We start from the raw sequence: 22,844 nt of genomic DNA on the forward strand, positions 1-22,844 counted from the left end.
GATGTGGTCTGATTCGGAAGACTAAACTTTGCGGCGAATGACCAAATTACGAATTTCGGTCATGTCTTCCATCGCGAATCTGATACCCTCTCTTCCTAGGCCGCTATCCTTGACGCCGCCATAAGGCATATTGTCAACGCGATAGGATGACACGTCGTTAATCACGACGCCGCCAACATCAAGCCGGTCCCAAGCATCCAAGGTTTTGAACAGGTCACGGGTGAAGATGCCAGCCTGCAAACCAAACTTACTATCGTTAACTTCGTCGAGAGCGGCGTTGAAATCACTAAACTTGGATAGCAGCGCTAGCGGGCCAAAAGCTTCTTCGCGATTGGCGGCAGCATTGCTGTCGACATTTTCCAGCAAAGTTGCTTCCAGCATATTGCTGGTGCGGTTGCCGCCACAGAGCAAAGTCGCTCCGCCAGTAACGGCCTCGTCGATCCAACCATGCAGACGCTTGGCCTCGCCTTCCGATATCATGGGGCCAATGAACGTGTCCCGGTCTTTGGGATCACCGGCGATCAATGTCTTGGTTTTGGCAACTAGCATGTCCTTGAACGTGTCGTAGACAGATTCATGAATGATGATCCGCTGTACACCGATGCAGCTTTGGCCGGATTGGTAAAAGGCACCGAAGATAATCCGCTCCAGCGCGTCTTCCAGATCAGCATCGTGATCGACGATGACTGCAGCATTGCCGCCAAGTTCGAGGATTACTGGTTTCTTGCCTGCCTTGGCTTTCAGATCCCAGCCAACACCGGGGGAGCCGGTGAAAGAAAGAAGCTTCAGGCGTTCATCAACTGTGAATAGATCTGCACCATCGCGGCTTGCTGGCAATATCGAAAACGCGCCTTTGGGCAAATCGGTTTCAGCCAGAACTTCGCCCATGATAATCGCGCCCAGCGGTGTCTTGGACGCTGGCTTCATTACAAAGGGGCAGCCCACAGCAATAGCAGGAGCAATTTTATGCGCGGCGAGATTGAGTGGAAAGTTAAACGGCGAAATGAAGCTGCAAGGGCCAATGGGCACCCGTTTCCACATGCCTTGATAACCTTTGGCACGCTCGGAAATATCAAGGGGTTGGACCTCGCCATAGTTACGCGTCGATTCCTCAGCGGCAATGCGGAACGTGTCGATTAACCGGCCAACTTCGCCCTCGGCATCCTTAATCGGTTTGCCAGCCTCAACGCACAGCGAATAAGCCAGTTCATCAAACCGCTCTTTGAACCGGTCCACACAATGTTGCAGTACATTTTGCCGCTCATAGCTTGCCATTCGCGCCATGGGTTCGGCGGCTTCCACCGCTCCTGCTATGGCTTCCTCAATTACATCAGGTGTTGCCAAAGCAGTCCGGAAAGCCACCTCATTGGTAAACTTGTCCGTGACTTCCAGATCTTCATTTGGTTGGGAAGCAACATTATTGAGGTAAAGCGGATAAACGTCTTTGAGTTTTGTCATGATCTATCCTCTTAAATCTTCGCGCTGAGGTCCTTGATTTCAACGTTGAGGATACGATCATTGTCGGAATAGTCCACCGGGCAATCGATCAAATGTACGCCTTCGCTGTTGAGGCATTTGTCGATCGTTTCCTGCAGGTTTTTCGCGCTGGTGATCCGGTGCCCATGAGCGCCATAGCTTTCCGCATATTTTACGAAATCCGGATTGTCATAGGTCAGGCCCCAATCCTTGAAACCCATATTGGCTTGCTTCCAGCGGATCATACCATAGCTGCTGTCGTTGAGGATCAGCACCGTGATATTCAATTTCAATCGAACGGCTGTTTCCATTTCCTGACTGTTCATCATGAACCCGCCATCGCCGCAAATCGCCATAACTTTGCGATCAGGATAGACCATTGCCGATGCCATAGCGGAAGGCAGGCCAGCACCCATGGTTGCCAATGCGTTGTCGAGCAATACGGTATTTGCCTCACGCGCTTTGTAGTTGCGGGCAAACCAGATTTTATAGACGCCGTTGTCGAGGCAGATAATACCATCGGCAGGCATTTGCTCGCGAACGACTTTTACCAGATGCGGTGGATAGATGGGGCAACGCATGTCGTCATCCATCGTTGCCGTATGCTCTTCTTCGGCCGCACGGGCCTTATACATGTGGTCGAAGTTCCAAGAACCGGAAGGAACAATATCTTCTTTCATCTGCCAGATAGCATTGCCAATATCGCCGATCACTTCGATCTGCGGGAAATAGACCGGGTCGACTTCAGCTGTGTTCATGGAAACATGGATGACTTCGGTGCCGCCGTCTTTCATAAAGAAAGGGGGCTTTTCGATGACATCATGACCTACATTGATGATCAGGTCAGCGGACTCAATCGCGCTGTGGACAAAGTCATTGGCCGACAAAGCCGCGCAGCCCATGAATTCCTTATTGGTTTCATCGACCACGCCTTTACCAAGCTGCGTCGTGACAAATGGGATACCGGTTTTCTCGATAAACTGAGTCAGCATTCGCCCAGTCGTGGTGCGGTTTGCTCCGCCGCCAATGACCATGATGGGTGACTTTGCGCTTTCGATTTTTTTGGTCGCAGCGCGCACCGCCTTGGGTTCAGCAATTGGACGTCGGGATAAGCTCGGTTTGATCGGCGTTGAATCCGTCTGCTCATCGGCAACATCTTCCGGGAATTCGATATGGGTCGCGCCGGGCTTTTCTTCTTCGGCCAGACGGATGGCTTCGCGCACGCGGCTTGGGATATTGTCCGCAGACGCAAGTTGATGCGTGAACTTTGTAATCGGGCCCATCATATCGACAACATCGAGAATCTGAAAACGGCCTTGCTTAGATTTCTTGATGGGCTTTTGCCCTGTGACCATCAAAATCGGCATGCCGCCGAGTTGCGCATAAGCGGCGGCGGTTACGAGATTGGTCGCACCGGGTCCGAGGGTCGCCATGCAGACGCCAGTCTTACCGGTATGCCGTGCATAAGTCGCGGCCATGAAGCCAGCGCCCTGTTCATGCCGCGTCAGGATCAATTCAATTTTCTTGGAGCGCGACAAGCTGTCGAGCATATCGAGATTTTCTTCGCCGGGAACGCCGAAAAGATACTCTACGCCTTCATTTTCAAGACATTGGACGAATAAATCAGATGCTTTGGTCATGTGGGTCCTTCCCCGATCTTGCTGATCAGTGTTTGCTCAAAATTGTGGCAACGACCCCAGAATGAATTTTTCCCCTCCAGAAAAAGACTCATCCCTACCCCTATGCTATTGGTTGATAAGTCAAATTTACATGTGTGTCACGTCTCAATCGCAAAATTTTATCGGTGGTTTAGTAACCGCGATCCAGATTAGCGACCGCAACCATTTCATCACCATTTTGGTAGCGCTTCAAATTCTCGACAAAGCGCGATGCAGCGCGCTGAAACATGCGGGTTTGCGCCACACCCGAAACATGCATGGTGATGAAGCAATTGGGCGCGGTCCAGAGCGGATCGCCCTTGGGCAGTGGTTCCGGTTCGGTAACATCGAGGACGGCTCCGCCAATAGTCTTGCTGTTGAGCGCCTCGACCAGTGCATCCTGATCAACCAACGATCCGCGCGCGACATTGACCAGCCATGCCGATGATTTCATTGCCGCGAATTCGTCTTTGCCAAGCAGTTTTTGTGTTTCGGTGGTGGCTGGTGCCGAGACGATTACCCAATCAAACTCTCCGAGCCGATCGCGCCAATCACCTGTCCCAATCACTTCTGTACCAACGCCAGCAGGATCATCGCTGGCTGTCCGCCGCACAGCGGTTACGTCGATTTCAAAGCCGGAGAGCTTTTTGGCAACCTGTTGGCCAATGCCACCATAACCAATGATCAATGCCTTGCCGTCGGCCAATTCGGTCGTGCCGGGCGCTTGCTCCGGCCACTCCTGTTGCCTCTGAAGCTCTAGCAATTTATCGGTTCTCTTTGCGGCAGCGAGCATGCCCATCAGCACAAATTCTGCGATAGGCGAGCTGTTGAGGCCTGCGCCATTGGTAACGATTGTCCCCTGCTGCTTGAGTTGATCGAGCGGAAAATGTTCGACCCCGGCGTAGATGCTGTTGAGCCATTTCAGGTTGGTGGCTGCACCAAGAACCTGCGCCATTTTCTCTTTATCATACATATCGAACCAGCCGATTTCGGCATGGGGCGCTATTTCCAGCGCTTCTTCTGTACTGGTAAACCATGTCACATCAAGATCATTGCAATGCGGTTCGACCATCGGACGCACCAGGGAGGCCATGGCTGCTATAGGTTTGCTCATATCATAATGCTCCATTCCCAGCGTAACGGATCGCCATCCATAAGTTCCACACCCTGCGCGATCAGTTCATCGCGGATGGCATCGGCGGCGGCAAAATCCTTGTCCGCTTTGACTTTCTGGCGAAGGTCGAGCTTTTCTTCAATCTCTGCTTCCGTAATAGACGCGGATTTCGGACGCAACCGCAAGTCCGCTCTGGTTAGCATTTCCAAGTTCAGTCCAAGCAGCTTGTCAATTTCCTGCAACAGTTTCATCCGCTGTACCGCATCGATTTTTTTCAGTGTGAGCAAGTCTTCCAGCAAAGGAATGACCGGGCAACTGTTGAGATCATCGCTCATCGCAGCATCCAATTGCTCACGCATTTCGGCAAGCTTGGGATGAGGCGGCCTTTCATCTTGCCCAGCCGTGAGGCGACCCTTCAATCGCTCGATGCCCATGATGATACGTTTTAGCCGCGTAAGTGCGGCGACCAGATTATCCCAGCTAAATTCGAGTTCGCTGCGATAATGGGCCTGCAAACACATCAGGCGATAGGCGAGGGGGTGAATGCCTTTGTCGATCAGCAGTTGCAGGCGTAAAAATTCGCCCGCCGATTTGGACATTTTGCCCGCGCGGTCGATCAGGAAATTATTGTGCATCCAGATCCGCGCGCCGCTGTGGTCGCAACCGCTATGCGCCTGGTTCTGGGCGATTTCATTCGGGTGATGGATCTCGCGATGATCGATCCCGCCCGTGTGGATATCAAAAGGCAGGCCAAGCAATGCCTCTGACATGACAGAGCATTCCAGATGCCAGCCCGGTGCGCCTTTGCCCCATGGGCTATCCCACTCCATTTGCCGGGTTTCGCCCTCTGGTGTCTTGCGCCAGATCGCGAAGTCGGCGGCATTGCGTTTGCCTTCCACGGTATCAATTCGACCTTCGCCATCTTCGGTCGCGGCACGGGCGAGACTTCCATAATCCGCGATGGTCGAGACATCGAAATAAAGGCCGCTATCCAGCTCATAGCAGTGCTTGTCGGCAATGCCTTTGGCATAGTCGATCATCTGCGGAACATAGTCGGTAGCGATCGACCAATGAGCAGGCTGGCGGATGTTCAGTGCTTTGATGTCTTCCCAATAGGATTCGGTATAATGTTTGGCGATATCCCAGATGGACTGCGCCCGTTCGGCCGCTGCCTTTTCCAGCTTGTCCTCTCCGTCATCGGCGTCATCGGTCAGATGCCCGACATCGGTGATGTTGATAACATGGGTAAGTTTGAAACCCTTCCAGCTTAATGTTCGTCCCAACAGATCGGCAAAAACATAGGCGCGCATGTTGCCGATATGGGGATAGTTATAGACTGTCGGACCGCAGGTATAGACGCGGGCTTCCCCATCATGAACCGGCTCGAAAGTCTCCAGTTCTCGCGTAAGGCTGTTGAATAGTTTCAGCGGATGATCGATTGTCCCTTGCATGGTTCATCGCCTAATGGCTTGCGGTGCAAAAGGTCAACCGATCAATTCATTCTGCCGGTTCCAGTTCTTCTTCCTCGGCCGGGCCGCCCTGACCACAGGATTCATCGCCTTCCGCACATTCGCTATTATCTTCGTCGCTGACCTCTTCTTCGCCAATCCACAGATCATCATTGCCGGCGCCGGTGACTGGTTCATCAATCAACGGATCTTCGACATATTCCTCGTTTTCCTTCAGTTCGATGAGATTGGTTTCGAACGGATCGCTGACCACAGTGCCATCTTCGTTAGGTGTGACCTCTTCCTCGATAATATCCTGCACCGGATCATCAATTTCTGGATCGGGCGATGGATCAGGTGTTGGTGTCGGAGTTGGCGTGGGTGTCGGGGTAGGAGTTGGAGTGGGCGTCGGGGTAGGAGTTGGAGTGGGCGTCGGTGTCGGCGCACCACAGCTCGACGGATCGATTATTACACAGCCATTAATTGTGGAAGCATTGTCAAATCCAACCACAGCGTCTGTTGCGAAAATCGTGTCGATACCGGTGTCACCGCCAACAATACCATTGATCACAATATTGGCGTTGCTGCCCGCACTGAGTCCGTTGATCATTAAACTATCGACCGTGAAGCCGCGGCGTTCATCGAAAGAGACACCGGGCGCTGTGTTCTGGATGAACAGATCGCCATCGACTACAAACTGAGCAATGCCGCCACGGATGAGGCCATTGTCGAGATCAACACCGTCATTATTCTCAAGACGAAGATCGACGGCATTTACATCAAGTCCGGCAATATCGGCAAAGGCCTGATCGGTCATTGCATAGATATTTTGCGCGGTCAGGGTCATAAGTCCCACGCCACCAAAACCGCCATTAGTATCGGTAATCTGGATCAGGCCGCCATTGGCATTGATCCTGAGGTCGTTCAGGGATGTCATGTTCAATGTCGTGCCAGCCGAAGCATTGGTGAGGTTCAAATTTCCGTCAACTCGCGTGGACTGACCGGAATCGATAGTTAGAGTGCCTGAAAAACCGATTGTCGCTGTTTGAGCGCCGCTAACATTGTCGCCAGCCTGTATGGTCAGATCCTGAACGATCAGGTCCGGTGTAGAGTTGCCGGTTTGGGCAACAAACAAGGTGAGGTCCTGATTGGATTGGATGCGCGAAAATTCATCATTATTAAGGCTGAACACACCGGCGGTTCCTGCGCCACCCAAAATCGCTTGATTATTGCCGTTGCTTTCGATGAAAATATCATTGGTCTGAGTAAACTCGCCGAGCTGGCCGGACGTACCGATGTTGATATCGGCCGATGACAGGTCAATCGTCGTGCCGGTCGCAAGGGCCTGGATATCGACCAGGTTGCCAGCCGTTATGGTCAACGCAATGTTCGCATTGACGGTATCATTAATCGTAACGTCGACTGCTGCCGTCACGTCAATATTGCCATTGGCGCTGACGACTGCTTGGCCGCTGATCCCGGCGGGCGATCTTCCTACGCCGCTAGCTACGATGATGAGTTCGTTTAACTCTGCACTGCCCGCCAGACTGGTGAGCTGGATGTTGCCTGTAGCGCTGGCATCATCGACCACAAGGTCACCTCTTGTGACGATGTCTATGTTGCCATCATTGGCGGTGGCTCTGACTCTCATCGCCCCATCAGATCGGAGAAACACATTGTTGCCGATGGCGCGGACGGGATCGGTGAGCATGGCATTGTCACGCACAGCAACATCGCCGCCGGAAGACTGCAACACGGTCGATCCGCCGATCAGCTCTCCAATTTCAATACCTAGATTAGCATCAAAATTGCTGCTGAAGACTTCGGCGCGCGTGACATCGACCAGCCCATCAACAAAGGCCCGGAGTGAGCTGGCAGCGACGGTTTCAGCAGTGAAGTTACCATCAGCCCGGACGCTGATGAAAGAATCGGATGTCACATTGCCAAATGTAACGGAACCGACCGACCGCAAGTCCAGCCTAGAAGGTATTTTGCTGGTCACATCGACATCACCGAAAATGATGTCGCCCGAGGCGAAGAAATCCCCGGTACGTGAAATGTCCAGATCGCCGCCGATATTGATGTTGCCGTCGAGCGCGCGGATACGCAAACCTTCGGTAAACCGAATATCACCATTATCGCCAGTATCCGCGCCGCCTAACGTAACCGAAGTGCCTTCCAGAAATGTTTCATTGACCGAAATAACATTGCCGATGGTCAAGTTGCCAGCGGCCACAACCCTATTGGTGGTTCCGGCCATCAAACTATCAAATGTCGCATCTCCAGTATCGCTGGTAGCAGTAATGGTGTTGCTGGATATCACATCGCCGGTCACAATGGCTGAAGCATTAAGCGTGACTATTTCTCCAGACTGAATATTGCCGGTGATCGTCAATGGGCCATTTGCATCGAGGTTTACGCCAACACCGCCGCCGCTGTCAGTCAGGGTAGCGGAATTGCCGGTAATGGATCCACCGGCCCTTACAATCAAATCGATTCGACCGGCGCCAATATCAACAAAGCCGACATTGCCATCAGTGATTGCCGTAAATGCGCCGTCGGCCAGAATAGTCGACAGGTTGATATCTTGCGTAGCATTTAAAATGGCACTGCCGCGTAAGCTATTGGTGCCTAGCGCGGTTATGCCGCCATTAGATGCCGTTGCTTGTACGGTACCCAGGTTAAGATCACCCAATGTGATATCCGTGCCGCGTACAATCGCCGAAGATAGCTGACCGTTGTTGCTCAACGGACCAATTACAACAGTCCCGCCGCCGGTGATATTTATCAAGCCATCGGTAACGGCTCCAGTGACAGAAGCGGCTGCTATGTTGCCACCTGCAAGCAAGCTCACCCTATCCTCTGTCTCAAGAGCACCGGAAAGGGTAATATCGCCGTCAGCATCCAGAGAAATAGTTTCACCGGAGCGGGTACCATTGCGCGTCAAGGTACGGGTCGCACCGCCGCTGATGCTTCCACCGGCCACTATCGCGATCGAGTTTCGATTATTTGTAATATTGTCAAAGCTTATGTCACCGCCCGCATCGGCGTTAAACCTGGCTTCTGAACGGACGTTGCCCATGCTGATACTGTCGACTGCATCGAGATCGATGACCCCAGCTGCAGTGACGGTTCCAAGAGTAATATCACCACCATCAATATCGACACTCTGGGCACCAGACGTGGCCCCCAAAAAAACTGATCCCGGCGCATTTAATATTATGTTTGTGTCAGGCACATTGATCTGATCAAAGCTGAAATTGCCACCAGCATCATAATCTACGTCGCCGACCCCAACCGTCAAAACGCCAACATTCATGCTGCCTGGCACGGAATAGAAGCCTTCCGGTACATCGCCACGATCTTCTACTGTCGTCAGTTCGCCGCCAGTATTTATCACGGCGGCCGAGATATCACCGCTGACGGTAATGCCAATATCGTTTCCGCTGTTCAGCGATCCCGAACCCAGCAAACTTCCGGCTGCCTCAACACCCAGTGTACCGCTAGTGAGTTCAGCATCGCGCAGGTTCACATCGCCTTCTGTGCTGTTCACAAAGATTTCGTCGCTGGCAATGAAGCGTGACGGAATGCCGTCCGCACCCATGACAATGTCACGGCGTGTGGATACCAATATCCGATTGGCTATAATGTCGCCATTTTCGATGATCGCCTGGATTGGAACGCCGGATTGACCGATTTCAACGATGTTATCGGCACTCAAAGCACCAAGGCAAAGATTGCCTTCAACACAGTTAGCACTCAACAAACCATTATCGTCAGATTGGCCAACGGCTGCAATTACGGCGTTTGACGGAGCGTTGTTGATGTCAGCGCTGATGGAGCTGGCGGTTATTGTTCCACCGATGCCATCCACGGCGTTGGCAGTCATTATGACAGCAAAATCATTGGCGTTGATGTCGCCGGCAGCGAGGATCGACGCGATAGGCGTCAGGGGTGTGCTGAACAATTGGCCTGCGGCGCCAATGTCACCGGCGAGCAGGACCAGATTGTTCAAGCTGCTAAACGGGTCAGCAAGATTGGCTGGATCGACGGGATCGTTCGCCGCCGCAATGCTTGCGCCGGATTGGATGATTATGTCATCACCGGTACGCACCGAAAAGAGATTGTCGGAAACAATGTCGGTGCCGGTCTGGAAAATTGCATTGCCGCCAGCTTCAACCCGGATTGCGCCGGAAGATGAAATATCGCCGGTGAATGTGGCGTTAAATTGGGGGTCAAAAAATTCAAAGCTAAAGCCATTGTCGCCGCCAGCCCGCACGAATATACCGCTCGTCACTGTTGTACCTGCGCCAGATACAAAAGTAATTGGCGGTCCAGTTACAGAGGCATCGTTCAGCAGCGCATTTTGCCCAGCTGACAGGTCAATATTGGTCAAAGCTCTCAAATTAGAAGCAGAGGCATCGCCTTCCGCGCGAATAGCAATGCTAGTGTCGGAGTTGATGATCGATCCGGCCGCGCTGTTAAAATCGCTTTGCGCTCGTGCATCAAAAGTTCCGGCAACATCAATCGACGTTGTTGGACCCGCATTGTTGCTATGGGTTACGAGGATGGAGGAGCTGCTCATAACATCCATCAATCCACCAACCACCAGCTGGCTATCGCCATCATAGGCAAATTCAGCATTGCCAGCTACGTTGATGATTACATCGCCTGCAACTGAAATGGCACCACTATTGCCGCTCATGAAAAAGCCGCTCGCGGGCCCGACTCCGGCCAAAGCCTCAGCGTTTAGAGACGCCAGCGTGATCAAACCGGCAGGATCGATTGATGTGTCGGTTATTTCGATCCGACCGCCAATACCGGTAGGAACTGAGCCGTCGCCCGCGTTAAATCCATTGGCAATCATATTAACGTTGCCGAGGGTGATGATACCGGGGCTACCTTCCTGAACTTCTAAAGCAGAAGTTCCACCCGCACCCAGTCCGCCCACGCCAGTTATTCCCGCTATTCCAACCCCAAAGCTTCCGGCTAAGCCGGCATCGCCGCCCTGACCGGTTGTGGTTATGGTAATATCGTCACCCGTAAGGTTGCCCCCTTGGGCCAGCAAACGGGCTGTGCCCCCGGTTCCTTGGCCAGCATTACCGCCGTCCCCCGATGTCTCTGAATAAGAATAACCACCGGTGCCGCCCTGTCCGCCTGTTCCGGTGCTGGATAGCGTAAAGGGCTCGCCACCGTTTAATTCGAAATTTGCACCTGTGCGGACAGTTATTTCTGTTGTTCCGCCTGTGGCCGAACCGCCAGCGCCGCCGTCGCCGCCATCTTCAAGGAATCCACCGAAACCGGTGCCACCAGTGCCGCCGACGGCATCACTATTGGTGATCAGAGGTCCGCCAGTGGTGGTCAGGGCCGCATTGGCACCCACTATTTCTAATCTCGCAACACCGCCTTGCGCGTCACCGCCATTGCCGCCGCTGCCTCCAATACCGTCACTGATGCCACCATTTCCGCCGGTTCCGTTGGATAAAATTGTTGGTTGGTTAAGCTGGACTGTTACGTTGTTGACGTTGAGGGTGGAGGTACCTCCTGTAGCATTTCCGCCATTGCCGCCATTAAGGCCGCTACCACCAAGGCCGCCGGTTGCGCTGCTGCCAACAATATAGCTTGGATTGGTGGCGTCATCCTGATTCAGGTTGATGGTAGCAAAGCCGCCAGTGCCGTTGCCACCATTGCCACCGGCTTCGGGCGCTTCGCCGGTGGTAATTCCTCTGCTATCTCCACCATCGCTGCCAATGCCCAGTGATTGCACAGTCAACTGATTGAAGCTGATCGCACCGGTTGTGTTGTTGAATGTTGCGTTACCGCCGGTTCCGTTGCCACCACGTCCACCAGTGCCAGCGAGAATATCTACCCCGTTGATATTTCGCGGACGGGCCAAACCGCCTTCACCGCCAAAACCATCTGTGCTGATAAGCACTTCCTGGGCATTGACGATTGATGTGCCGTCAAGATTGAAAGTGGCAGTCCCGCCGGTACCAATACCGCCATTGCCGGCGTTGCTGCCGTTTCCTGTGCCGCCATTGCCTCGGATAGAAATAAATGAAGAGAAGCGAATTGCATTACCCAGCGCATCGACTCTAATCTGGTTGACGTCCAACGTTCCTGATGTGGCGTTAAAGGTCGCATTTCCTCCGATACCAATACCACCATCGCCGGCACTAGCGCCAGAGTTCGGATTGCCCGTACCACCTGCACCGCCAAGCCCGCTTGCGGTAGCCGTTAAGGTATCGATGGTTGCATTGCTGCCATTTAGGTTAAAGACAACATCGCCGCCTGTACCCGTGCCGCCACTTCCGGCTGGACCCGACGGGTTGGGGCCACCCACTCCACCGAAGCCATCGCTGCTGATAGTGATATCATCAGCTACAAATGTTCCATTCAGAAGATCTATAGTGGTCAGTCCACCGATGCCGGCGCCGCCATCGCCATTGGGAGGGCTACCGAAGCCGGATTCTACATCGAAAAACACAGAACCATCTGTGCTCAATGAAAGATCGTTTAACGCCATGGATGCCGCGTCCCCATCGATCACCAATCGAACGGTACCGCCAGTTCCATTGCCAAGATCTGCGTCACCAACGCCATTGGCGCTGGCTGTAACACTTCCGGTGAAGTTGATGGACGCGTCGTCTGCAGAAATCAGTATGTTACCGCCAATTGCATTTACGGCTGATGAAATCGGGCCGAAAAAACTTGCAGTTTGAGCACTTGAAAACAGGCCTACGCTTCGGCCTGAAATTACCGCGCCATTGCGGGAAAGGACATTGATATTTCCGCCAGAAAGTGTCGTGCCATCATCAAAGCTGCTGCTGCTCGATAGCGTTAGGCGGTCGAAGCTGATCGTACTGTCGTCGGCAATGAGGTCGATTGATCCCGCGGTATCGGCATCAAGGCCGCCAGTTATCAGCAAACCTGAGCCTACACCTGTTCCGATCACGGATATCGTTGTTGACGGTGTAGCCGCATTACCGGTGGAAACATCGTTTGTGTTCGTGTTTAGGCTAAGGTTGTTAGTAACAGTCAACGTTGTGCCAACGCCGCTGATTGAGAGGTTGGCGGTCGGTCGGTTGGCGACCCCACCCACAACTTGACCCAGTCCAGCGGAAAAATTTCCTTTTTGTGCTTCAGAAGTTGAAGAAAGCGAATCTATTGTATGACTGCCCCCGGTGATGGAGATATCAACATTACCAGCAAAGCCGTCATTGCTCTGGGCGATATTCGGGTTGCTGCCGTTCGATGCAATTCCGCTGGTGTCTATGGCAATCCGACCGGCAACCATTGTGCCGCCTTGGAGATTGAGAGAAAAATCACCACCTGTACCGTCGCTGCCAAAACCACCAACGCCGTTGCCACCAGCTTTACCACTATTGGCACTTACTGTTCCCGCGTCGAAGGTCACACCGCCGAAGCTGATGCTGCTGGTATCATCGGTGAGGGTCACACTGATATTACCTGCCTGGGCTGAGCCATTAATCTCTTCACCCTTGCCGCCTTGCGCTTGGGTCAGAAATTGTGACGAACCATCAACTTGAAAACGGCCGCCAGTGTTTACGTCGATGGTGATGTCACCGCCAACAGCATCTTCGCCAACCCCAGTTCCTCCATTATTGCGGAAGGTGAAGAAATCATCAGCCCCCATTGCGCTGACGTCGGCGATAAAATTCCCTGTTATGTCAGTTGCACCGATGCCGTCCGGATTTGCAGGGTCGTTGACCGCAATAATATTAATGGTTCCGCCATTTGCTGATGAACTTCCAGCACGAAGGCTGGCATTTCCCGCAACACGGAAAACGCCTCCGGAATCAGCGCCAATGTTGATTTCTGTCCCGGCATTCAAATCAAGGTTATAGCGGTCACCCGATGCGGCGCTCTGGATATCGATTCCCAAGTTCGTTGAAACCGCATTGATGGAACCATTTCCCGTTGCGGAAATATCTGCCGTGAAATCGCCACCGGTAAATTCTATGTTGCCAGCAAGAGCGGAAAGGGGTGTATCGGCAACCACAACCTGCGCATTGCTTGTCGATCCCCCGACAGAAACATTATATCCAGCGCTTAAAACTACCTGGCCATTGACGATGCTGGCTTCGGCAGCGGGGCGATATCCAACTTGGCCGCCGACAAGCATCGTAATCGCGGCATTTTTAGGAACAGCAACCATGTAAATAGCTTGCGCATCACGGTTTGCTTCATTGACAAACATGGTGGCTGGATTGTCTTCAATAGGTATTGAGGAATCGCCGGTTGTCGTTCCGGTGTGAACAATGCCGTTGCCATTGGTGGTGCCAACCGTAACGTTGATATCGAACAACCCATTATTGATCGTCAATTCGGCTTGTTCGGCCGCGACATAGGCGGCAGAGCCCGCAACATCCACAGTGCCACCCTGAACGACACGAGGAGCGACAAGGGCTACATAGTCACTAATATTTGAAAAGGCTGTGTCGGCGTCGATGGTTGCTGATTCCGCAATACTGACGACGGATGAGCTGTTTGCGATGCCGTTGAAACGGATTTCACCCGTGGGCCCAAACAAGCCGCCGCTGGTATCGATATCATTAGCGGTCAGAACCAAACTGCCAACGTTAAAGACAGAGCCAGCACCTGCAATAATACCGCCAGGGCTATAGAACCAGGCGCTGCCACCTTGAGTGCCATTAACTCGGGTGTTTACAGTACCGTTAAACTGGATCGCGCGAAATTCACCAGCCAGGCTAGGTGTAGGCAGGATACGGTTAAGGACCGTAAATTCAGTTGCATTGTTGAAGGTAATCGAACCGGTAGACGGGAGAATGTTAATCGGCACGATGGTCGTGTCTAACGTTGCAGTATCCAGAGGTGCCCAGTTGATGATGGATTCAGTGCCTGAGATAAAGACGTTATCTGTAGTTGGTCCGGGTGACCAACTATCGCCAGGCTGAAAGGTTGGGGTGGCCTGAAAAGATCGAGTTGGATCAAGCGCCTGAGCTTGGGCTGTTTGGCCCAAAGCCGAAAGAACCACCGCAGCAGCTGTGAAAGAACCACTGGCGAGCAGTTTTAACTTGCTGAACGAAGGCGCATTGGCGGACCTGCTTTTGCTTTTTGCCATAGCTTTGCCGTTGATCCGGATGGTTTTTCTATTCTCTGTCATCATCTTGCCTCTGTTCATCATTCGCCGCCTTGTTGCCTATCGCGACCATGGTGCGAGCTGCACCGTCAGTGTCATCAAAGCTCGCGCGCTGTCTCGCCGGGTTTGGAAGGGGCCGCGTTTCAGCGGCACTACGGCCATCACATCCAGGCTGGCCTGACGGCCAATGGTTGCGCGGATACCGCCGCCAGCGGAGTATATTTTTTGAGGATCGTCGGGGAAATTTTTGTTCCAAACGGCCATCGCATCAAAATAGACATAGGGCTGCCAGGCCGTCCCATTAGGGGAATCCGGGATCAGGGAACCATAGCTCACCTCGGTCTGCAGGCCGTAGCCGCTGTCGCCAATAATCGTTCCTGGGTCATAGCCGCGACCGGTTGTGTAATTGCCGCCTGAAATTTCTTCATAAGAAAACAGAGCGTCGGGTGAATATTGAAAACGCGGCTTCAGGGTGAAAGCCAGCAGCGGGGTAGGGCGATAGTCGAGCTTCGCCTGTCCGCGGATCACAAATGCGGTGGGATCGCCATCGGCTCGTGTTGGAATAACGGTCTGGCCAATGCAGCGGACAAATGCTGGTCCGCAACCTTCGCTGGCGCCCAATATGCCCAATCCCTGGCGAAATTCCAGTGACCCTGCCATCGCCCATTTTGGTTCGAAGGCGGAATAGCCACCTCGACCAGATATACTACCTGCCTCAATTTCGCTGAAGTCCAGGCGAGCATAGGCGATGCTAAGGTCATCCTCATTCGTACGTGTGCCCAGAATTTCGGTCTTCTGGTCAATATATTCAAAGCCGATTGTCCCAAACAGGTTGCGGGTCTGTTTGCGGATGAACGGATATGTGGCGTAAACACCCGCCACCAAGGTTTCGGATTCAATATCAAAATTGTTGGCTATCTCGGGATCGGTCCAAGCATAGGTGAAATTGGCACCAAAACGCAGGCCTTCGCCCCCGACCCGAAATTCATGACCGGCTTGTAGAACCTGTTGTTCGCTAAAGTCAGCGGTGGAATAGGCACTGATCGTCGTTTCATCGCCAAGGCCGGTAATGCCATTAAACCGCGCACGCACCAGCCCGCCAAAACGCCCAACCTGTTTGGAACCGAAATTCTGTATATTGGCATCGACATATACGGGTGTACGGACCACGTTAAATTCGCCAATCACATCACCCGGCCGGCCATCGGCACCGGACGTAACAGGACGCAGCGACAAGCGCACATCAAGCCCGGGAATATCCCGAGCAAGCAGCAAATAGCGTTCCGCCACATCAATATTGAAAACTGGCTCGTTGGTCAGTTGATCAATATACTGCTTCAGCAGTTTTTCAGATGGTCCGGCATCCCCGCGCACTTGCACGGATGTCATACGCGCAAGGAGCACATCAAACTTTACATTGCCGCCATCAATTGTCTGTGGCGGGACCTGTACTGCGGCAAGATAGCCAGCACCGCGCAAGATAGTCGCGGCGCGATCGCGAATTTCGCAAACCACGGCGACTGAGACTTCTTGGTCGATATAGCCGGTATAGGCAGATCGTAATATCGATGCATCGACTATACCCAATCCGCTGAAATCAACGGATTGCAATGTGAATTTGACATCAGCAAATTCCGGGCTGGCGAGCGGACAAGCCGATCGCTCGATACCGCCCTCTACCGTAAGCGGTTGCGGTTGGCCTTTCTCGGCCTCGCCCAGCAAGCCCCGCTGAATTTCTTCTCGCGTCGGAGCAGCCACAGATGATTGTGCCCATAAACTACTATGAGCAGCCAGTATGACTGGTACTGATACCAATAAAGCTAGTTTTCTTGTTGCGCGCGCTCGCGACATATTCTTCCCCGGTTTTTCATATTCCCTGCGCGACCCTGTTCGGGAATATGATATTTTAGCTTCACGCCACGACCCTCACCTCGAGGCGTGAAACCTTCTTTTCAATTAACTCTGTTCTTCGTTTGCTGATGAACCATCATCGAGTGTTTCGACCAACAGATCGAGCTGGCTCTGACAGCCATTGGCGATCAAAGCAGTCGCCGCCTCGTCAAGATTTTCGGGTGCTTTATTCAGCATCACAAAATTGACTTCGACAGACTTTTCTACATTTGATCCGATCAATCGATAGCTAGCACCATCTGTTAACGGTGCCTCCGCTTTCGGCCAGCTTTTCAGCGGATTGCCTTTGCGCCAAGCGACTTCTGTTACAGCGCCGTTGGTTGGCTCGACAATGCTGGCGGTGGCTGATCCGGTATAGTCCGGTCGCCACAGCACCAATGCGTTGGCATCTGAAACGCAGAATTTGCCGCCCTTGGTCACGTCCAAATACCAAAGATTAGGATTCCTGGGCGCAACATTTGCTTCTACGACACCGGCGCTGCGGACAGCTCCGGTTCTGGCCCGGCTGCTGCCGCGGTTATTGATGAAGCTCGAGAGGCGGGTTGAACTGTTCGATTGGCGTGCCCTGCTGCTGTTTAGGGAAAATGTCCCTGGCCCCTTGATAACGCGGGTGCCGCCTTTGCCGAGAATTGTGACCCGGTCCAGTTTTTTGAGCGTGAGCTTCGCATTGTTGGATAACTTCTTGCCAGCAGGATAGGATTTTGCAGATGGTCCGGTCGAACGCACGACCATGTTCTGGGCAATCGCCGTACCGGTCATTCCCACTAGCAAAAACGCGCCAAACGCAGTTTTACCTATATTTCCAAATTTCTTCCCATATCTGGGTGATTTCAAATCAGCCGAGTGCATAGCTTTCTCCATTCTCTGTCTTTTCCAGTCGTTTTCGCAAATTGGCCAAGCCTAAATCTTCGCCATATTGCGTCACCATAGCGGTAAGTGCCTGAATATAATCAGTATCACCTTTTTGATGGGCCGCTATGACGGCTGTCACTGCCGCACGATCTTTTTCTTCCCAATCAGGTACCGGTTCAAAAACTTCTACCGGGGTAGAGCGACCACGTAGCGTGATCTTACCCATGGGGCGGTACCAATCGAGACCGGTGCGCTCCATCGCTTCCCTGCTGACCAGGACTTTCGTCTCCAGCGTCTTGTTGGCTGCTTCCAACCGAGCCGCTGTATTCATGGCGTCGCCAAGCGCCGTATATTGGATGCGGCCATCTCCTCCGAAATTACCGACAATCGCATCGCCATAGTGCATACCTACCCGTGTCCGGCCGATAGGCGGCACGCCTTCGGGCACGTTTTTGCGAAATTCCTCACCCGCCTGATAAAGGGCATAGGCGGCTTTGGCAGCGCGTTCGCCATCATCAGGATAAGCAATCGGTGCGCCCCAGAAAGTCACCAGCGCGTCGCCGACAAATTTGTCGATGGTTCCGCCATATTCGAGCGCGACTTCACTCAGCCGGTCGAGATAATCGTTGAGCAATGTTGCCACCATTTCCGGCTCGATGGCATGGCTCAACTTGGTAAAACCTTCGAGATCGGTGAACACGGCAAATATCTGACGTTTTTCGCCGTGGAGAGAGAGTTTCTCGGGATCCCGCAAAATTTCACCGGCGATAGATTTCGGAAGATATTTGCCGAGTGCGCCCTGCGCAAAAGCACGTTGTTTGGAGTTGATGGTTCTTGCTGCCGATCCAACAGAGGAATAGCCGAATAACCAGCCTAGAGCCCATCCAAAAGCGGGCAGGGTTAATGTATCAATGCCAATATTCTGCAGGACAAAGGGAAAAACCAGGAAAAAGGCAAACTGGCCGATCAATATACCGCCGACCTTGGCTGCATTGCCCATGATGAGCGCGGAAAGTCCGCCACATATCGCAACGATCAGCGCTGCAACCCATAATGTCCAGCTGGGAATAAGCGCGGGTACATCATCATTGAGCAACTGCGCTAGCATATGGGCGTGCACTTCCAGGCCGATCATTTTGCCGTCTTCGCTCTGTAAGTCAGTAATGACCCCAATAGGCGTTTCAAACCGGTCGCGATCGACAAAATCGCCGCCGATGAGGACATATTTATCCTTGATGAAAGACTGCAACATGTCAGCGGTAGCCGGATCAGCGAAGCTTTCGATGGGGAATTTATCGAACACCGGCATATCCGCGGTTGAGGGCACCAAATAACGTATGGCACCATTATTTGCTGCGAATTTCGGGTTGGGCTTGGTGAGAGCCATGGCCATGAATTCCGGGGCTTCGGCGTTTTGGGGTGTCCAGCGCCGCTGAACGCCATCGCTATCGGTATTGAGCCGGATGGTTGTCGGCTTCAGCTTGTCGCCTTCAACTTCGTCTAGGAAAGATTTCAGAAACTCATGTTCGGCGAAGGCGATTTCCGGATTATATTTAGGATCAGCATAGGCAATATAGGTCGGCGTTTCGAGTTGCTTGAAGGCCGAAACCAGCAGTTCGTCATCATCCTGCGGCATGGTGAAAAGAATATCTATGCCGATTGATTTCGGCTGGGCGGCATCAATGGTTTCCAGCGCCTGGGCAAGGATCGTTCGGTCTACCGGGGAGCGCTGACCGGTCAGCTTTAGCGTATCCTCGTTATAGACGATCATCACGACCCGGTCTTCTTTCTCGACCTCCGGCGCGAAGACTGAGGCGCGCATGTCATACAGCGCACGTTCGGCATCCTGGATTAGCGGTGTGGTCCAGCTATACCGGGCCATGAGAAGAGCAAGCACGAGGAATAATAGTGTCGAGCCCAAACGGATCGGACCAAGCTGGTCGAACAAGCGGCGCATGGATTGCAATACGCCTCGCGCTTCCGCTTTGACATCACGGCCTGATAGTGCCGGGTCGTTTGGGTTTGCTGTGCTTGTCACTATTTCAAAGCTGATACCGTCATTTCAGGACTGTCGGTTGTAGCCGCATCCGCACTTTGGCCATCCGGCGACCCATCGAGCAAGAAAGGCCGTGATCCATCGCCGATAATGGCGAAACCGGACCAATAGTAGGGATGGGATGTTATGGGATCGTCCATCAATTCTTTCTGTGAAGTCCGCAGTGCCGAAGCGACAGACTGGCCTTTTCCTTTTGAGAACAGGCCGCCAATAAGGCGCTCGGTTGCCTGAAAATCATCAGGTGCCGGCCAATGGCTGGCGAGCACAGAGCGGCTGCCTGCGCCTATGAAGGACCGTACGAGGCCGTCCAATGCAGTGCCGCCGCCGCTGCTGACACCAGCTTCGCGGGTCGCCCTGATGCTGGCTTTACCAGCCGTATCGCAGGCTGAAAGGATAACGATATCAGCATCCAGTTTCATGTCGAAAATTTCGTCAAAGGCAAGCAAGCCATCTGATTTCTCACCGCCAAAAGACGTAAGCAAAGCAGGTTTGGCAGGACAAGATGGCTTGGGCGCCGTGACCAGGCCGTGGGTCGCGAAATGCAGAATGCGATAATCAGAAATATCGGACTTCGCTAATATCTTGTCGTCCGAAAAAGCTGCGCCGGTGAGTATCTCCGAGCCACCTTGGCCGATGATCGAACGCGCTTGAACCAGCTCGGCATCGGAAATCGGATTGTTCCATTCGTTTAGTGCCCAGTTGCACTGTGCGTCGACACCACTGGTGGAAGCACGAACGCCGCTCGCACCGGTAGCAGCCGCCACCGGTTGGTTATTACCAAGGCCGAGATATTGCCGGGAGGCTTTGGAACTGGGCGATTTGCGGGCATCGGCAAATCCGCGTGCCGATACAGCTGTGCTGATATTGGTATCCGTGCCGAGCCAGCGCATGCCGGTATAGTCAAAGGGATCGCCGTCTGGTTGCTCTACCCGCTCCAGATACTCAGCGACGGACGCATCATCGACGACAAACAAATTTATCGGCAAGCGCAACATCGCTCCATCTGGCTCAAATATAAGATGGCTTTTTGCCGTCAATCGTTCCGATATCGGTTCCATCAGATCCTTAAAAAGGCTGCGTGATGTCTCGACGTCAAAGGGGTAGGTCACATATTGGCCATTTTCAAAAGCCGAAATGGATGCCCGCAGCACATCCACTTTCTCATCGAGCGCATTGGCGGTGAGAGAGCTTTTGTAAGTGGTAGCGAAATCTTTCTCGGTGTAGAAAATGAAAACATCATTTCCGACAATTGCCATACGCAAATAGGCTTCATTGTCGGTCATGCTGGACCGCAAATCTTCCAGTGCGATCGAACTGTCCGCGACCGCGCGATATTGCGGATATTGTGCCAGACTAACAATGGTTAGCTGTTGGCTCCGTTCCAATTCTTCGATCTCGGCGGCAAGGTCGCTGCGCCGTTGCCGCGTTGTCGTCGTTTGCTCGACCTTGCCCAAGGCGGTAAAACGCATGCGCAAGCGTTCGATGCTGCGGTCGAGATTGGCAGACTGGCGGAACAATCGGGACGCCTCGTCAGTGCCGCCTCTTAACTCCCGTGATAAAACAGCTTGGGTTTCGGCAACACCTGGTCTTACGAGAATTTGGGAGGCTTTGAAAAACTCCGCAGCGGCACCTGGATCCTCTGTCATGAGTTCGAAATAGGGAGCCAATTGATTAGCAATACCTGTCACGGCGCTGCGTTTGCCAATCGTATTGTCGACCACTTCCCGGTAATATTGCCGGGCTTCGCTTGGCTTGCCTTGGCGTAGCAAATAGCTTGCTAGCTTTGCCTTTGCGCCATTGACGGCCCTGGTTTCAGGATATTGTAGCTCAACCAATTCGAGGCCGTTGCGCAACAGTTGTTCTGCATTGGCAAATTCGCCCTGCGATTCCGCGATCAGTGCCAGTTCCGACAATATCTGTGTGCGCAGGCGAGTAATTGATGTCACGCGGCCGTCACGCACCGCAACTGCCTGATTATAAGAGGTGGTGAGAGATTTCTGAGCTTCGGCGGCATCACCTCTGATCCGCTGAGCTGTTCCAATAAGCTGCAGGGCTTGCGCATCGATAATCTGTCCGCGCTCTGCTGCAGTGAGTTTCAGTTCATCATTCAGACCCAGCAGATTAGCTGTCTTGTCATCGCCATTGAGCCGCATCGCGATCGGCTGCGTGATGGTGAGGCCTTTGGTCAATGAATCCTTTTGTAAAGCATCCGCCGCGATCGGTAAGTTGACCCGCGCGACTGCCTCTTCATAACGCCCCTGATTTAGCAGATGCATGGCTTCGAAATTGCGCAGTAATTTCTGGTTTACAACGCTGCCGGAATCAACCGATGTTGCTTCGCGAAACAGCTCATCAGCTTCAGCAAATTCTCCAAGATTTGATTTTTGCAAAGCACGGTTGATGAAATATTCTTGGGGATTGATATCAACGTCTTCAAGGCCTGCTGTCCGTTGTTGCAAGGTTTCAAAAAAAGCTGCCGCCTCGGCATAGTCGCCGCTCAAATTTCGGCGATAGCCCTCTGCCAGCGCTTGATCGGGTTTCAGCGTCAATGCCTGCACCCGAGCAAAAGCGAAGGGATCTTCAATAGAGGTCGAGGCAACATCGATTTTGCCTTTGACAATCTTGTCGGAAATGATGGATTTCAGTGCGAGCGTGGTTGCGCTGTCATAGACCGTCAGGCCTTCTGCAACATAGGAGACGTTTCCGCGCTGCTCTTGGAATATCGAATAGGCAACTGGCTCTTCGGAAAGCTTGCACGTGATGCGATTCATGCCGCCAATAACGGCCTGCTGGGATTGGTCAGGGCAGGAAACTGCATCATTGCGATGCGGAGCTATGCGCTGCAAGACATCGTCTTCTGGCGCGCGGAAGGCATAGACATAACCTACGGGACGGGCGGAATCGCGGCATACGACTGCCCAGCTGCGGTCAAAAATGCTCTGTTTTGCTTTGTTCTCAAGGCTTCTGTCCTGAACCTGACAAAGCGTTCCATCACCCGATCCAATCGGAAAGCTGTCGCGCAATGAAACCGGCATCCCTTGCGCATGAGCAAGAGAAGAAGAAGCTGCCAAAATTGGTAGCAATGCCATTAGCGGCAAACGAAATTCACCCGGACCGATCATATATTCCCCACAATACCCCATGGCAACTTATGCCCGTCGGCTAAGTTACTCAAATTGCGACCCGAAAACCCTCAGGAACATCC

Annotated in this window: 9 protein-coding genes; all 9 read right to left on the reverse strand. The window is 53.0% G+C overall.

The window, feature by feature from the left end:
* Window positions 1–21 precede the first annotated feature (21 nt).
* The gene (locus ABJM21_RS03425) at window positions 22–1,458 is read right to left on the reverse strand and encodes an aldehyde dehydrogenase family protein (RefSeq protein ID WP_348302800.1); all 1,437 of its coding nucleotides are present in this window, start codon (window positions 1,456–1,458) and stop codon (window positions 22–24) included.
* A gap of 11 nt (window positions 1,459–1,469) precedes the next feature.
* Window positions 1,470–3,116 carry an acetolactate synthase large subunit gene (locus tag ABJM21_RS03430; RefSeq protein ID WP_348302799.1) on the reverse strand — a complete coding sequence of 549 codons (1,647 nt, stop codon included), beginning with the start codon at window positions 3,114–3,116 and terminating at the stop codon, window positions 1,470–1,472.
* Between the two features lie 169 nt (window positions 3,117–3,285).
* Window positions 3,286–4,248, reverse strand: coding sequence for a D-2-hydroxyacid dehydrogenase (locus ABJM21_RS03435; protein WP_348302798.1), 963 nt, complete (start codon window positions 4,246–4,248; stop codon window positions 3,286–3,288).
* Window positions 4,245–5,699, reverse strand: a complete 1,455-nt coding sequence (gene cysS / locus ABJM21_RS03440) for a cysteine--tRNA ligase (RefSeq protein WP_348302797.1) — start codon at window positions 5,697–5,699, stop codon at window positions 4,245–4,247. Before cysS ends, ABJM21_RS03435 begins: the two co-directional genes overlap by 4 nt.
* 46 nt (window positions 5,700–5,745) lie before the next feature.
* Window positions 5,746–14,844, reverse strand: coding sequence for a hypothetical protein (locus ABJM21_RS03445; protein WP_348302796.1), 9,099 nt, complete (start codon window positions 14,842–14,844; stop codon window positions 5,746–5,748).
* 36 nt (window positions 14,845–14,880) lie between these two features.
* Window positions 14,881–16,578, reverse strand: coding sequence for a ShlB/FhaC/HecB family hemolysin secretion/activation protein (locus ABJM21_RS03450; protein WP_348371383.1), 1,698 nt, complete (start codon window positions 16,576–16,578; stop codon window positions 14,881–14,883).
* Between the two features lie 198 nt (window positions 16,579–16,776).
* Window positions 16,777–17,592: a hypothetical protein gene (locus ABJM21_RS03455; RefSeq protein ID WP_348302794.1), complete on the reverse strand. Its 816-nt coding sequence runs from the start codon at window positions 17,590–17,592 to the stop codon at window positions 16,777–16,779.
* The gene (locus tag ABJM21_RS03460) at window positions 17,567–19,621 is read right to left on the reverse strand and encodes an adenylate/guanylate cyclase domain-containing protein (RefSeq protein WP_348302793.1); all 2,055 of its coding nucleotides are present in this window, start codon (window positions 19,619–19,621) and stop codon (window positions 17,567–17,569) included. Before ABJM21_RS03460 ends, ABJM21_RS03455 begins: the two co-directional genes overlap by 26 nt.
* A complete protein-coding gene (locus ABJM21_RS03465) occupies window positions 19,621–22,761 on the reverse strand; it encodes a CHAT domain-containing tetratricopeptide repeat protein (RefSeq protein ID WP_348302792.1) in 3,141 nt (1,046 codons plus the stop codon). The genes ABJM21_RS03460 and ABJM21_RS03465 overlap by 1 nt, the downstream gene beginning before the upstream one ends.
* Between the last annotated feature and the right edge of the window lie 83 nt (window positions 22,762–22,844).

Origin of the sequence: Parasphingorhabdus sp. (assembly GCF_039977335.1) — a bacterium.
Taxonomy (GTDB): Bacteria; Pseudomonadota; Alphaproteobacteria; order Sphingomonadales; family Sphingomonadaceae; genus Parasphingorhabdus.